The sequence below is a fragment of the Cellvibrio sp. GW822-FHT04B05 genome (genome assembly GCF_058800985.1).
On record NZ_JBXAMU010000002.1, the window covers coordinates 68,741 to 83,104 of the forward strand.

The window sequence follows — 14,364 nt, forward strand, 5'->3', positions numbered from 1 at the left end:
ATGATCTGTTTGAACAAAAGAAATTTAAAAAGCACCTAATTTAAAGTAGAGATTATAGTTACCGCTAAACGTGAAACCATAACCAAGATACAAAGGTCCAAACGGTGTTTCGCCACCGAGATAAACCACTCCCGAATTAAGCCAATCATCGACTTCAGACATGGTATAGATAGTTTGTAATTTTGCAGCTTCCACGCCAAAGCCCAAACGTAAATCGCCATTCAAACCCAACGGCATACGCCCGATAATACGCTCCGTCCGCAGGTGAGCATAAAGAGCATCATCGCCCAAAATCTGGTTAGTAGCATAACCGGATAAATTCAGGAACCCACCCAACATAACCGTATCATAAAAAGGTAACTCTCCTTCCAATGATGCGATATAGGCAGTCCGTGCACCAAAAACAAAATCATCAACCTTGAAAGATCCTTCCAGATCTACAGACAACTTCCTGTAACCTTCCTGACGCGAATCAAAAACGGTTATATCACCACGCCAACCATGCGAGGGGAAATAGATGCGATTGCGTCGATCCAAATTAATGGAAAATAACATGCCTCCATAACGCTGATTGATATCGGGTAAAGTAACCGCGCTGACATCAGCAGCGCCTTTCATATGATATTCACGCCAGCCAAATGTCGATTGCCCATACACGCCTAAATTAGTTCCCACCAGCAATTCGGTATAAGACGTGTCCAATTCATACTCGGCCAATTCAGTATCGTCTAAAAAGATACCTATATGTTCAGTACCTTTAAAATAACGCGGTTCGATAAAAAATTTATGCCGATAATCAAGCGGCTGGTAATAATCAAGCTCAACCGATGATTCATTACCTATATCAACAGCGGCAAAAAATTCACCGCCATAAGGATTCATCCAGGTATTGCGATAGGCACTGCGCAAACTAAAATCAGAACCCTGGCGATATTCATTTTCAATGGAAAAACCGAAAGTGAGATAATCCGAACTCCAATTTTTTTCCTTGGCAGTAATTTCCAGGATGTTTTTTTTATCGCGTCGTATTACCCGATAATCCACATTATCGTAGTAACCATCACCGTAGGTACGAATCAAATCCCGCTCTAATTTAACACGATTGAGTAATGCGCCCTCTTCCTGCTCGATTTGCCGAGCAACATACTCGGGGTGAACACGCTCTAAGGGGGAGATTTCAATTTTGTCGATATAAATTTCCCGTTTGCGCACCTCACTATTTTTATATTTCTGCGCAGTATAAGTTTGTTCATCGACGGATAAAGAACGCAACGCAAACAACTGCCGCTCGGCGGCCGCCCGTCCAATATCAGCAGCCTCTTCATAACGAGCAAAATCAGTAGCTCTGATATTACCCAGCTCAGGAGCAATGTAAATGTCATTGCCAGTAAGGCTTGCAAGTGAGCGCTCTACATTTTGCTTGGTCAAAATTCCAATCATCTGCGAGGTAACGCTCAGCAGCGAACCAACGCTATCAGCAGGTCGCAATGGCGAGCCCACATTAACGGCAATCACCCTGTCTGCCTGACATAAATCGCGCGCAATGCCAATGGGCAAGTTATCGACCAAACCACCATCAACCAGTTTACGGTTTTGATGCTCCACCGGTGCCATCAATCCGGGCACTGACATACTGGAGCGCATCGCTTGGGTCAGACTGCCCTTACGCAAAATCACGCGTTCGCCAGTGCCAATATCGGTCGCCACAATCGCCAGCGGCATAGCCAACTCCTGAATTTCGCGCTCACCCAGGTCGGCATCCACCAATTGATTAAAAAAGAGTTTTATTTTTTCACCGGCAACCACACCCGGTTGAATTTGCATACCTCGCTTGGTCAAACCCAATTCAGTTCCAGCAAGATAGCGCCGACTTACTTTCTTCTTGCGATAACTCAATTGGGAGTAATCAGCCACATCGAGGAACATATCGGTCCAATCCGCCTTGGAAAGTTTCTCGCGCATCTCTTTTGGCGAAAGCCCTGCCGCATAAGAGCCGGCCACTAACCCGCCCATACTGGTACCTACTATACAGTCAACCGGGATACGTTCACGCTCCAGCACCTCAAGCACACCAATATGCGCGGCACCACGCGCGCCACCACCACCCAAAACAAGAGCTGTGCGTTGAGCCTCCGCTGCCATTACGGTGGCTGGTAGCAGGGTTATCAACAGGAGGAGCACGGCAATTTTTATGTTCATCTGCTTAGGATCACCCTTTAAATGTTCACGCTTTAACTTTAGCAATTGCACCATAACAACCATGAGTTCTCATGCCTAGCAGTCCCCCCCGTAACAATGATCAATTTTTAACCTGTGCTCGCCTATACATTCGGATACACAAAGGATAAAAATTCTAAAAACCAGGCTGTATTTAGGAAGAATAAGATAAAACTTCGTCATTATTGAAGACAACTGAACAGTCCATCTCAAAAACTCGCCAAAAGTATAGAAATAGTCTTTATTTATCCAGCTTATTAATATTTTATCCCACATATTGAACAATTTTCGATACAATGACCTACGATTTGATCTTTTTAGGAAATAAACTCATGACCAGTACCCAAGTCGATGACCTGAATGTGGTCTCGCAAGAACTGCTGATTTCCCCGGCAGAACTTAAGAAAAAAATTCCGCTGACTGAAAAGGCTCGCGAGGTTGTTACCCAGGGCCGCGAAGTTGTCCGTAATATTCTGGATCGTAAGGACCATCGTATTTTTGTGGTAATCGGCCCCTGCTCTATCCATGATGTTGCCGCCGCCAAAGACTACGCTCAACGCCTGAAAAAATTAGCAGATGAAGTCAGTGACTCCATTTATGTGGTTATGCGTGTTTACTTCGAAAAGCCCCGTACAACAGTAGGTTGGAAAGGTTTAATTAACGACCCTCATCTGGACGATTCCTTCAAAATCGAAGAAGGTTTACACATCGGTCGCCAACTGTTGCTCGATATTTCGGAAATGGGATTACCTGCAGCTACCGAAGCGCTTGACCCGATTTCTCCCCAATACCTGCACGATTTAATCAGTTGGTCGGCTATTGGGGCGCGCACCACCGAGTCCCAGACACACCGTGAAATGGCAAGCGGACTATCTTCTGCAGTAGGCTTTAAAAATGGTACCGATGGTGGCCTGACTGTGGCTATCAACGCACTTCAATCAGTATCCAAGCCACACCGTTTTCTTGGAATCAACACCGAAGGCCAGGTTGCGATTATTCATACGCGCGGCAACAGCTACGGTCATGTGGTGTTGCGTGGGGGTAATGGCAAGCCGAATTATGATTCGGTCAGTGTTGCAGTATGTGAGCAAGAATTGGCCAAGGCCAAGGTTGTCCCTAATATCATGGTGGACTGCAGCCATGCCAACTCCAACAAAAACCACGAACTGCAAACGCTGGTCATGGAAAATGTCGCAAACCAGATTGTTGAGGGCAACAAATCCATTATTGGCTTGATGGTAGAAAGTAATATTGGTGCAGGCAACCAAAGTATTCCAACCAACTTGTGCGACCTGAAATACGGCGTATCAGTGACTGATGCTTGTATCGACTGGGAAACAACCGAAATAACCCTGCGCAAGATGCGCGACACTATCAAAGAGGCGTTGCTAAATCGCACCAATGCTTAGTGTAAAGATTAAGTATTAGTTTCAACTACTTGATATAAAAATAAAAAGCGGCCATTGGCCGCTTTTTTTATTCTTTTTTGAGAGCCAGCTCACGCATAAAGTGTCAAATTTATCGACGTTATTTGTCGCATAGCTATGGCCTTTTAACACCCTGACTGTTAAATTCTGATCGTCAGGACAGCCATCTGCCGGACGCAACAAGAATAATCATTCCCCCAGCTGCGGAGTACACATGGCACTCAACCGTCCATTCCAACAATCGGTAATACAACTGCATAAGACACACAGTTTTGATGTGGCCGAAGCAGTTCAGCGCGGCGAATTTGTCCTTAGCCTAAGCACAATGTTGGGCTGCGATTACATATTCGTAAGCCACAAAGGTATGCATGAGCTATTAGGGAAAAAGCGGATTGAGACAACCATCCGTGAACTGCTGGATATCCTGGAAACCTCTCCCCACCAGAGTATGGTGGTGAGTGCGGATGAGACCGCCAACGGCGAACTGGTTTTTACCCGATACGATTATAAATGGGAGCAGCGCCAGGTAACTAATGTCGTTCCCACCCGCGTTACCCATGCTGATCAAGCCGATTTTATGCGCATGATGTTTGATTGCAGCACCACCTGTTAATTAGCCAACAATCAAAAACCGAAATATATGAAATACCGAAAATACCGCAGTTGAAATTGCAGCATTACAGTAATAACAACCCTCCCCCGAGCTCTACCATATACTGGATGACGCGTTTCTCTGCGGGGCCAACCGGATAAACTATCCACTGCTTCAACGAACATATCCAGCGAAAACAACACGCAGGTAACTCATTTAGAAACTTTTGCGGAAAATCAGAATCACAATTCACTTGCAAGCTGAAAAAGCGAGTAGGAAGGACGCTTTTCTGCCTGCCCTAAGTGGTTTAATTCCGCTATAGTAGCCTTGTTACAACCCCCAAGCCTCCTCAGGCGCGGGCTAATATGATCAAACCACTGAGACTGCCAGACCTCAACGCGAACCAAGCACGCGTTTTTGACTTTTTTGAGATGCACTTTATGCAAATTGTTGTTGTGAGATCGCTGAAATTCACTCTGTTTAGCCTGCTTTTAAGCATTTCGTCGCTAAGCCTTGCCGACAAAATTGCGGTTCTTAAGCCCACACCGGAACAAGGTAAAGCGGTCATCGATCTCGTCCAGAAGCTCGATACCGAACACTACCGGGATCAGGACTTTAACGACGCTCTTTCATCCCGCTATTTTGATGAATATCTTAAGTCACTGGATAGCGCGAAAAACTTCTTTCTCCAATCCGATATTGCCGAATTTGAAAAGTATCGCAAGACGTTTGACGACGACTATAAGAAAGGCAAATTGGACAACAGCTTTCTCATCTTTAATCGTTTTAACGAGCGAATGATTACTCGTCTCGAATCCGTTGTTAAAACCCTTGATGATCCAAAAACCACATTCGATTTTGATGTGGAAGAGTCCATCGTTATCGACCGGGAAAAAGCCCCTTGGCCAACCAATCAGGCAGCTGCGGATAAGCTTTGGCATCAGTATCTGAAATCCAATTTGCTCAATTCGATGTTGTCCGGCAAAAAGCTTGACGAAAGTAAAACCATTTTGCGCAAACGTTACGCTAACCAGCTGCGCCGCCTCAAACAACAGACAGCGGAAGAAGCATTTAGCGTGATGATGAATTCACTCACCATGCTTTACGATCCACACACCAATTATTTATCGCCGGAAAATGCAGAAAACTTTGACATCAGCATGTCGCTCGAGCTGCAAGGTATCGGTGCTGTTTTACAAAGTGATGAGGATTACACCAAAGTCAGCAGCCTGGTTGCAGGCGGCCCTGCAGCAAAACAAGGCCAGTTAAAACCTAATGATAAAATTGTTTCGATTGCCCAGGGTGCAGAAGGTGAATTTGTGGATGTCGTCGGCTGGCGCCTTGATGAGGTCGTAAAATTGATCCGGGGACCAAAAGGTACATTGGTGCGCCTGGAAGTAATGCCAGCTGATCCAACTATTACTACAAACAAAAAAATTACGATTAAACGTGAGACGGTAAAGCTTGAAGATCAAGCAGCAAAAAAAGCCGTTTTTGAAGTACAAGATGGCGACAGAACAATCAAGATTGGTGTTATTGATATCCCCACCTTTTATATGAATTTTGAAGCCTACCAAAAAGGTGATCCCAACTATAAGAGCACTACTCGCGACGTTTACAACCTGCTTAATGAACTAAATAACAAAGAAAAAGTTGACGGTGTGATCATCGACTTGCGCGATAACGGCGGTGGCTCTTTACCCGAAGCGGCGATGTTGACTGACCTGTTTGTTGATCCGGGTCCTGTGGTGCAAATTCGCCAAAGCGACAACACGATTTCACGCAATTATCGCGCCTACCAGCCTGCGATGTATCGTGCACCTATTGCAGTGTTAATCAATCGTTTGAGCGCATCGGCATCAGAAATTTTTGCCGGCGCTATTCAGGATTACGGTCGTGGAATTATTATTGGTTCAACCACTTTTGGTAAAGGCTCAGTACAAAATCTGGTCGAATTAAAACATGGCCGCTTGAAAATTACTGAAGCAAAATTTTATCGCATCTCTGGTGACAGTACGCAACACCGCGGTGTTATACCCGATGTCCAATTACCCAGTTTGTTAGACCCCGATGAAATCGGTGAAAGCAGTTATGACAATGTATTGCCGTGGGATCGTATCCATCCGGCACCGCATCAAAATTATTACACCATCAGCAAGTACTTGCCGACTATTGAGACTTATCACCAAGAGCGAATGGCTAAAGATCCGGACTTTATTTTCTTGAATAAACAAAGTGCGATGTACAAAGAAGCAGCAGCGAAAAAAGAAGTTTCACTCCGCCTGGTAACTCGTCAGGAAGAGCAAAAGCAAATGGAAAAACGCGCATTGGATATGGAAAACCAACGCCGCGTAACGAAAGGCGAAAAACCTTATGCTGACTACGCCGCACTGAAGAAAGCTAATGGTGGTGACGAGAACGAAGATTCACCACCTAAAGAGGCAGATAAAGAAATTAAACCAAAAGAAGACCCTTATCTGATGGAAGCGGGTCATATCCTGGCGGACTTTATCAAACAATTATCACCTGAGGCAAAAGTCGCCAAACAGTAACTTTTTAAAACTTTGTTTATTGCAACTCAAAACACCTGATCAGTAATGCTCAGGTGTTTTTTCATCATAGAGCCGTATATGAAAGCTATTTCGTTTAATGTAAACAGCATCCGCACACGCCTGCATCAATTGGAAGCAGTGATTGCAAAACATAACCCGGATTTTATTGGCTTACAGGAAACCAAAGTAAACGATCCCGACTTCCCGCTCGACACCATTCAGGCAATGGGCTATCACGTCGAATATTTTGGCCAAAAAACGCACTACGGCGTGGCAATATTGTCGAAATATCCATTTAAAAAAGTAATTAAAGGTTTTCCTGGCGACGAAGAAAGCGCTCAGCGGCGCTTTATCGGCGGTGTTTTTGATACACCAATCGGCGAAGTAATTTTGCTTAATGGTTATTTTCCCCAAGGCGAGAGTCGTGACCACGCAGTTAAATTTCCCGCCAAACGAAAATTTTATGCCGATTTGATCGGCTATATAAAAAATGCGGAACACGCAGGCAAACAAATTATCTTAATGGGCGACATGAACATTTCCCATCAGGACATTGATATCGGCATCGGCGAAGACAATCGTAAACGCTGGTTGCGTACCGGCAAGTGCAGCTTTTTACCGGAAGAGCGCGAATGGCTTAATGAACTGCTCTCACTGGGTTTAAAAGATAGCTACCGCTCTCATTACCCGGAGGCGAGCGATTTATTTAGTTGGTTTGATTACCGCAGTGGCGGCTTTGAAGATAACCCCAAGCGCGGCCTGCGAATTGATTTGATTCTGGTGAGCGAAAACTTGCTGGACAAGTGCATTGCATCGGGAATTGATTACGATATTCGCGGCATGGAGAAACCATCAGACCACTGCCCTATTTGGGCAGAATTTAAATAAAACTAAATGTCCATCTCGCCCACATCAACTGGTAGTTGTGTGGGTGGTTGCGTAGAAGGTTTCTTCCACTTATTTAACTTTCAGCATTACACATTTGCGGTAAATGTTTTTTTAGAATGTCCGCTAAATGACGCGTCGCAGGTCCTGCAAAATCACGATCTGCAAAGGTCAAATAGGTTGTCACTTCCCGCTCCGCCCCAATCTCTACCGGCAAATATTTCAAACGACCCGCAGCAATATCTTCATGCGTGTAAGCATCCGGAATCCAGGCGTAACCCAAGCCCATACGGATCGCATCCAATGAAGTTTTAATATGGCTCACCGTCCAGCGTTGATCAGCCTCTTGCCAACCCTCGGTGCGACGGCGATATTGGCCTGAATCGCGCACAATAATTTGACGGTGTTGCCGCATATCCTCAGCATTGACAGGTCGACCAAGCTGCTGCAATGGATGATCAGCGCTGGACACACCATGCATTGTCACCGTTACCAACTTCTCGCCCATAAAGCCGGTCGGCACTCGCCCGCCAATAGCCAGATCCACCTGTCGCTGCAAGAGCGCATCTTCTGTACCACTCAATACCGATTCAAATATCTCGACCCGCGTATCGGGAAAATCCCGGGCAAAAATAGCGAGGCACTGCAGCACTCGCGCCGGTGGGATAATAATATCGGCGGCGATCTTTACCAGCGGCTCGACATGCACCGATAGACAACCGGCCGATTTCTCCAAGCGCTCGGCCTGCTCAAGTAACTGTTTCGCCCGCCGATACAAAAGCTCTCCCGCTGGAGACGCCACAGCTTTACGCCCCTGCAGCTGGAAAACCTTTACTCCCAAGGCCGTCTCCAATTGGGATATCGCGTAAGAAACCGCCGACTGGCTTTTATTAAGTAACTCGGCGGCCTTGGCGTAGCCACCCGCATCAATAACCGCCAGCAACGCCCGCCACTGCTCCAGGGTGACCTTGTTTTCAGTCGTACCCGCCGCTGTTGGCGGTAGCATTTCTTCTTGAGCCATAACACCTTAGTCCGATAATTAATCTGCAAACAATCCAATTATTCGATCATATACCACTAAATATCGCTATTTATCATTCGCTCGTCAAATCATTTAATGGACACAGGCAATCAAGCCACCAAAATGATGAGGAATTGAATATGGCTACTCTTTTACAAATTAATAGCAGTTTGTTTGGCGATAACGGCAACTCCAGCGTATTAAGCCAGGAGTTCGTACAGAACTGGAAAGCGCAAAATCCTGCGGGAAATGTTGTAGTACGTGATTTTGCGAAAGAAGATGTACCGCATTTGGACGCAACGCGAGTGCAGGCGTTATTCAGCCCGGCAGAAGGTCGCACTCAGGAGCAACAAGCGGTGTTGGATTACTCCGATAAAATTATCGCAGAGATAGAAGCGGCTGATGTAATCGTGATCGGTGTACCGCTGTATAACTTCGGGGTGCCATCAACACTCAAGGCCTATTTCGATCACATCGCTCGTGCCGGCGTTACCTTCAAGTACACCGAAACTGGCCCGGTTGGTTTGCTTACTGACAAACCTGTCTACATCATCGCTGCTCGTGGCGGTGTCTACAAAGGTCAGCCAAGTGATACACAAAGCTCATTTCTGACAACCTTTTTGAATTTTATCGGCTTGAAAGATGTGCATTTCATTTATGCAGAAGGCCTTAACATGGGCCAGAAAGATCAGGCATTTGCCGCTGCAAAAGCTGAAATTGCACAGGGTGTTGCGGCCTAATCATCGGTCCCGGCACTTAGCAACAACTACTTTTAACCTGCAGGAGTAAATTTTATGCAACGCCAGTTACAGCAAATATTGCAAGGCCGCGACACCAGCGACGGTGCTGGTGTGCGCATAAAACGCAGTCTTGGCCAACATCAACATGCGCGCTTTGATCCGTTTTTGATGCTCGATGAATTTGGAAGCAACAGTGCTGATGATTACATTGCAGGTTTTCCAGCGCATCCACACCGCGGTTTTGAAACTGTGACCTATATGCTCGAAGGCCATATGCTGCATGAAGATCATATGGGTAACAAAGGTCATTTACGCAATGGTGATGTGCAATGGATGACCGCTGGTCGCGGAATCATCCACTCAGAAATGCCGCAGCAAGAACATGGACTGATGCGTGGCTTTCAACTGTGGCTGAATTTACCTGCTGCAGAAAAAATGAAACCCGCGAATTACCGCGATATTCCAGCGGCAGAAATTCCGGTTGCTGCACTGCCCAATGGTGGCAGTATCAAGGTAATTGCCAATAGTGCGTTTGTGAATGGAAGAATTATTAGCGGCCCCATTCAAGGATTAACTACTGAAGCCATTTATTGGGATGTACATTTACCCGAGCATGCAGAATTTCATCATGCGCTACCGGAAGATCACAATACATTTTTGTATGTATATGAAGGCGATATTGTAATTGGTGAAGACAAACGCAAACTCACCAAAGGCAACGCCGGTTTGCTTGGCAAAGGTGACCAGCTTAGCGTACAGGCAGTCAGTGCGGATACTCGCTTTCTGGTGATATCCGGTAAACCATTAAAAGAGCCAATTGTGCAATACGGCCCTTTTGTGATGAATACTACCGATGAAATTGAACAAGCTATCCAGGATTACCGTGCAGGTGTACTGGCCGCAGAGTAGTAATTGCAGTTGAAGTGTGAAAAAGCAGGCATTAATGCCTGCTTTTTTATTTTTAATACTAACTAACCATAAAGCCGTGTTATGCACCAATAGCGGCTCAGGTGTTTATAAATCTTGTGAACATATAAATCAAAACTCCAGCTGCAAATTTCTGTGATGACGAACCATTGGAGTTTTGGTCTGCTGCGCGATTACTGCCTGTGCATAGTGTTCGGCAACAGCGATAGCCGCACAATTGATTATGTCGAGGTTTCCTGCATATTTAGGCAAATAATCACCAAGCCCTTCCACGCTCAAATCAATTCTGATGCCACCATCAACGACAACAGGCTCTGCGTCCAATTTATATCCCGGCACATATTGTTGGATTTTACGCAGCATTATTTCGAGCTGCGCATGCAACTCACCTGGATTCTGACAATCACAATACGCCGTCACACTCGTTAACATACGGGTTTCCAAGTTCACATCATCAACCAGCAGCTCCACAGAAAAATCAGTTAATCCCGTATATTTCCTTAAACCTGCTTTAGTGTTGTGGTAATACTCATCCAGATTAGCCAATGTTCCCGGGCCAATAGAATTCGCGGACACAATAGACTTAACCTCTATTTTTTTAACATCAGGGATTGTTCTTGCGAGCACATTGGCAACAGGAATTGATGATTGTCCACCGCATGAAATCATGCTGATATTGTTATTTCCCAACACCTCATCCATGCCGAGCGCGGGAACACAACATTCACCTATCTGCGAAGGAGTCATATCGATTGCAAGTATGCCCAGTTCATCAAAAATCTGCGCATGCTCAATATGGTTTGCTGCCGAGGTTGCATCGAAAACGATATCGCAACGATTTCGCGACTCAAAAAATGCGTTTATTCCTTGTTCCGATACATTAACACCCAAGTCTGCCGCATAGCGCATCCCGAGGGATTGCAAATTTCTACCAGTGAACACAACACAATCCATCCATGGCGAGCGCAGCACTTTTACTAATAAATCTGTCCCTATTTTTCCCGTACCTATAATGCCGACCCTTAACTTACCGGATACCGGCGCACCAACCTGCCTGCTACGTTGAAAAAAATCGCCATTCAATAACGCCTTAATGAACTGCATAATTTAATCCTTAAAAATTATTTCATCAGCCGGTATACACCTTGGTTTTCGCAATGCAGTTGAAAGATTTCACAATCATTTATTCAAGGAAATAATGAATACCTGTTTTCGCGAACCATCTCGCATAAAAAAATAATATTAAAAAAATTGCTATTTATCGTCTAAAACTAATCATTTTTACCATACAAAACATCTACTCATCTTTAATAATATTAATAACACCTTAAAAATTATCAGATCACTTTTTATACCAATGATAATTGGCAAGCCAAAATAAAAATCTATGCGCCATATTTTTTCGTTTGCTTGAAAAACACCTATTAAATAAATATCGGGATGGTCATAATCTGCGCCCGTTAACATTTATTAACCAAACTATGTCTCGTTATACGATTCTGTATAACGATTTTTTTATCGTTATACAGAAGACTTTGATAAGCAGTAGAAGCAATCCTTGACTAACCATTTCCCGTATTAATGAGTGGCGACAAATAGTAGAAAGTACTTTGATCTGAGGTTTTGTCGAAGTAAAAGTTTAATTTTTGACAGTTGACAACCAAAGGAGAAGCAAGTGGTTAAACAACCCAAACATTATTTCGAGGCCATTCTGGAAATTAATGCGCCCTGGTCGGTACAGGATGTGAACATCGATGAAAAGAATAAAATAATTCAAATAACGCTCACGTATCAGATAGAAAAATCCCGTTTCTCCTTTTTCTCAAAGGGCAATGAAACGGAAAATAATAAGATTGTCGACACAGGACTAGCCAAGCGGTGGCTTCATAGCAGGATTGGTTACTATAGCTGCCACATTGTGTCATCCTTCTATGATCGCAGTTTATCCGGTGCAGGCATCAGTCGGGATTCACTTCTCCAACCGAACTTTTTGGGCGATCCAAACCGTAATTACACACATCAGTTGCGTCAGGAAGTTGCACTGGCCCATATCCGAGGAGTTGCGCCTGATGCAATCGCCAATATGCAGCGCATTGATCAATCGCTTGTCGATGAGATTTTAAGTGATATTGAAAAAACGCCAGAGTCCTATCGTTTGGCCACTTGCCTACCCTGTGAATCTGACCCTGTTTGGGAAAACATGATTTACGATAAATTTCACCTTAAAACCCAATTGTTTCCATTGAAACTCATACTGTCAAAACTGAAGTTGAGTATGATTGATCCCAAAATTGAAGTGAAACTTTCTGACTCAGTGAATGAACTACGGAAGTTTTTCATTTCCCATATCAACACGCTGGACGCCGAGATTGGCCAAATATGTTCTCTCTCGATGAAGAAACAATCCGTTGAAGAAAGGCGGAATGTCGCTACCAAATTAGTCCTGCCAGCCTTGAAGAACAGCATTTGGTTAAAAATGGTGACCGGTAAGATCGACCTCGGTTCTACCAATATGCCACTGAATTTGTTTCTGGTACGGTTGCGCCATGCCTTTCAAAATTCCGATGACAATAATGCCCGCATCTTTGCATTGAATTCACTGCGCGAGTTTTTCCGCAAGAATGCCCGCAGCCTGAAAAAAGAATTGATATTAATTAATAAATTGATGAATGCCCCGGAGGAAAACCAGTTTTCCTTGCCGGACGAACGCAATGAAATTTGGAAGCGTATGCTGAAGGATGATGCCTTTATCCCAAGCTCACATATTGCCTATAAGCTCTTGCTTTCCAATCTTCGCTCACAGATTCTCATGAATCCCGATCCAGTCGTGGAGCTCAATGCAGTGCGTCGGGTAAGGGACTTTATCAAACATAACCAACGGTTTATGCAACAAGAACTTCGCATGGTTTTAAGCAATAGCTATTAACATTTATTAGATCGACCAGGAGATCTTGCATGGCTCAAGACGCCGATATCAGTATCCGCAGTGCACTTATAAACCGCGTACAACTCATCGAAAAAATAAACAAAGGCGAGTATTTGGTTATTGCCGCTGATGAATCAGTATTAACCGATCTTCCCTCTGGCAATTGGATCGCCGGAACCATTCCTTACTTTATGACTGCAGAAGGGGGGAAAGTAGATCGCGAACAGATTTTTGTAAATACGATTGAAGGTGTACAACCCAGCAATGCACCGAGAATCACACTTTACGATGGGAACTCAATTACTCGCATTGCACAGGAAGCGCCAGAGCATGGTTTCAGTATTGTGATACTGCCGGCGATGTCTGAAGTACATTTATCCTATGCACAAAATGCTCCGGATTATCCCAATATGTATTTCTCACCGATCATCGGATGGATTTCCGGTGTTCACCTTGACGATATCGGTAGCTGCAGCGCCAAGGTGGGTTTTGGTCCCGCCAGAGGAATGTTGTTTGATCAGCAAGCGGTGGCAATGCACATACCTTTGCCAGCCAATCAATTAGCAAATATCAATATCGTCAACTTGTTCACCCAAGGCGATGGACCGGAAATTAAATTTAAAAATACCGGCTTTAGTGCGGGCGAATGCACGATTAATGGCGAAACAGCAAACCTGGCGGATTACATCAAATACGCTAAAGTCGACACCCGCCTGCCTTTGGTAGCAAATTACTCAGGTGTACTCATTAACGTCAGTATTCAGCAAGTTGACGAAGCGAATAATAAAGTAGATCTCTATGCTCCGGTATTTGCAGATATCAGTTATCGCTTTGCCAAGCCGGTTGAAAATTACATTGATAGTTTTAATAAAGAATTATCGGCTTCAGCAAGTGAGGGAATTTCCTTTTCGTGCAACTGTATCCTGAACTACCTTTACTCTGAACTCGAAGGCAAGAAGACACGCGACTTGACCGGCCCTATTACCTTTGGTGAAGTAGCCTATCAGCTGCTCAATCAAACATTAGTGTATTTAAGTTTGAGCGGCGGTTCTCGCCAGGCTTAACTTCAGGTAATAA

The 14,364-nt window shown here is 44.7% G+C and carries 11 protein-coding genes; 8 read left to right on the forward strand and 3 right to left on the reverse strand.

Annotated features, from left to right (window positions below; genetic code table 11):
- Window positions 1-24 precede the first annotated feature (24 nt).
- A complete protein-coding gene (locus tag AC1RJL_RS05895) occupies window positions 25-2,199 on the reverse strand; it encodes a patatin-like phospholipase family protein (protein WP_492911890.1) in 2,175 nt (724 codons plus the stop codon).
- A 350-nt stretch (window positions 2,200-2,549) separates the two neighbouring features.
- On the opposite strand from AC1RJL_RS05895, the gene AC1RJL_RS05900 reads away from it, so the two are divergent.
- The 4 genes from AC1RJL_RS05900 to xthA all read left to right on the forward strand — a co-directional run bounded on the left by AC1RJL_RS05900 (window position 2,550) and on the right by xthA (window position 7,676).
- Window positions 2,550-3,626 carry a 3-deoxy-7-phosphoheptulonate synthase gene (locus tag AC1RJL_RS05900; RefSeq protein WP_492911892.1) on the forward strand — a complete coding sequence of 359 codons (1,077 nt, stop codon included), beginning with the start codon at window positions 2,550-2,552 and terminating at the stop codon, window positions 3,624-3,626.
- A 232-nt stretch (window positions 3,627-3,858) separates the two neighbouring features.
- Window positions 3,859-4,257: a hypothetical protein gene (locus AC1RJL_RS05905; protein ID WP_492911894.1), complete on the forward strand. Its 399-nt coding sequence runs from the start codon at window positions 3,859-3,861 to the stop codon at window positions 4,255-4,257.
- A 419-nt stretch (window positions 4,258-4,676) separates the two neighbouring features.
- Entirely contained in the window at window positions 4,677-6,788 is a 2,112-nt protein-coding gene (locus AC1RJL_RS05910; protein ID WP_492911896.1) for a carboxy terminal-processing peptidase, read from the forward strand.
- A gap of 78 nt (window positions 6,789-6,866) precedes the next feature.
- Window positions 6,867-7,676 carry an exodeoxyribonuclease III gene (gene xthA, locus AC1RJL_RS05915; RefSeq protein WP_492911898.1) on the forward strand — a complete coding sequence of 270 codons (810 nt, stop codon included), beginning with the start codon at window positions 6,867-6,869 and terminating at the stop codon, window positions 7,674-7,676.
- A gap of 73 nt (window positions 7,677-7,749) precedes the next feature.
- Here xthA and AC1RJL_RS05920 read toward each other — a convergent pair whose 3' ends face one another.
- Window positions 7,750-8,694, reverse strand: coding sequence for a LysR family transcriptional regulator (locus tag AC1RJL_RS05920; protein ID WP_492911900.1), 945 nt, complete (start codon window positions 8,692-8,694; stop codon window positions 7,750-7,752).
- Window positions 8,695-8,834: 140 nt separating this feature from the next.
- Here AC1RJL_RS05920 and AC1RJL_RS05925 point away from each other — a divergent pair, with 140 nt between their 5' ends.
- Together AC1RJL_RS05925 and AC1RJL_RS05930 are read left to right on the forward strand one after the other, a co-directional pair.
- Complete coding sequence (locus AC1RJL_RS05925) at window positions 8,835-9,434, forward strand: FMN-dependent NADH-azoreductase (protein WP_492911902.1); 600 nt, start codon at window positions 8,835-8,837, stop codon at window positions 9,432-9,434.
- A gap of 54 nt (window positions 9,435-9,488) precedes the next feature.
- The gene (locus tag AC1RJL_RS05930) at window positions 9,489-10,343 is read left to right on the forward strand and encodes a pirin family protein (protein ID WP_492911904.1); all 855 of its coding nucleotides are present in this window, start codon (window positions 9,489-9,491) and stop codon (window positions 10,341-10,343) included.
- Between the two features lie 129 nt (window positions 10,344-10,472).
- Here the strand turns inward: AC1RJL_RS05930 and AC1RJL_RS05935 are convergent, their stop codons facing one another.
- Window positions 10,473-11,465 carry an acetylating acetaldehyde dehydrogenase gene (locus AC1RJL_RS05935; RefSeq protein ID WP_492911906.1) on the reverse strand — a complete coding sequence of 331 codons (993 nt, stop codon included), beginning with the start codon at window positions 11,463-11,465 and terminating at the stop codon, window positions 10,473-10,475.
- A gap of 571 nt (window positions 11,466-12,036) precedes the next feature.
- Between AC1RJL_RS05935 and AC1RJL_RS05940 the strand changes: the two genes are divergently transcribed.
- Together AC1RJL_RS05940 and AC1RJL_RS05945 are read left to right on the forward strand one after the other, a co-directional pair.
- The gene (locus AC1RJL_RS05940) at window positions 12,037-13,287 is read left to right on the forward strand and encodes a hypothetical protein (RefSeq protein ID WP_492911908.1); all 1,251 of its coding nucleotides are present in this window, start codon (window positions 12,037-12,039) and stop codon (window positions 13,285-13,287) included.
- A gap of 29 nt (window positions 13,288-13,316) precedes the next feature.
- Window positions 13,317-14,351: a DUF6976 family protein gene (locus tag AC1RJL_RS05945; protein ID WP_492911910.1), complete on the forward strand. Its 1,035-nt coding sequence runs from the start codon at window positions 13,317-13,319 to the stop codon at window positions 14,349-14,351.
- Window positions 14,352-14,364: the final 13 nt, after the last annotated feature.

What these genes read in the sequence shown, in the direction of transcription:
- AC1RJL_RS05920 (WP_492911900.1), bottom strand. Translation starts at nt 8,694, where the DNA reads ATGGCTCAAGAAGAAATGCTACCGCCAACAGCGGCGGGTACGACTGAA.
- AC1RJL_RS05910 (WP_492911896.1), top strand. Translation starts at nt 4,677, where the DNA reads ATGCAAATTGTTGTTGTGAGATCGCTGAAATTCACTCTGTTTAGCCTG.
- AC1RJL_RS05905 (WP_492911894.1), top strand. Translation starts at nt 3,859, where the DNA reads ATGGCACTCAACCGTCCATTCCAACAATCGGTAATACAACTGCATAAG.
- AC1RJL_RS05895 (WP_492911890.1), bottom strand. Translation starts at nt 2,199, where the DNA reads ATGAACATAAAAATTGCCGTGCTCCTCCTGTTGATAACCCTGCTACCA.
- AC1RJL_RS05925 (WP_492911902.1), top strand. Translation starts at nt 8,835, where the DNA reads ATGGCTACTCTTTTACAAATTAATAGCAGTTTGTTTGGCGATAACGGC.
- xthA (WP_492911898.1), top strand. Translation starts at nt 6,867, where the DNA reads ATGAAAGCTATTTCGTTTAATGTAAACAGCATCCGCACACGCCTGCAT.
- AC1RJL_RS05930 (WP_492911904.1), top strand. Translation starts at nt 9,489, where the DNA reads ATGCAACGCCAGTTACAGCAAATATTGCAAGGCCGCGACACCAGCGAC.
- AC1RJL_RS05900 (WP_492911892.1), top strand. Translation starts at nt 2,550, where the DNA reads ATGACCAGTACCCAAGTCGATGACCTGAATGTGGTCTCGCAAGAACTG.
- AC1RJL_RS05935 (WP_492911906.1), bottom strand. Translation starts at nt 11,465, where the DNA reads ATGCAGTTCATTAAGGCGTTATTGAATGGCGATTTTTTTCAACGTAGC.
- AC1RJL_RS05945 (WP_492911910.1), top strand. Translation starts at nt 13,317, where the DNA reads ATGGCTCAAGACGCCGATATCAGTATCCGCAGTGCACTTATAAACCGC.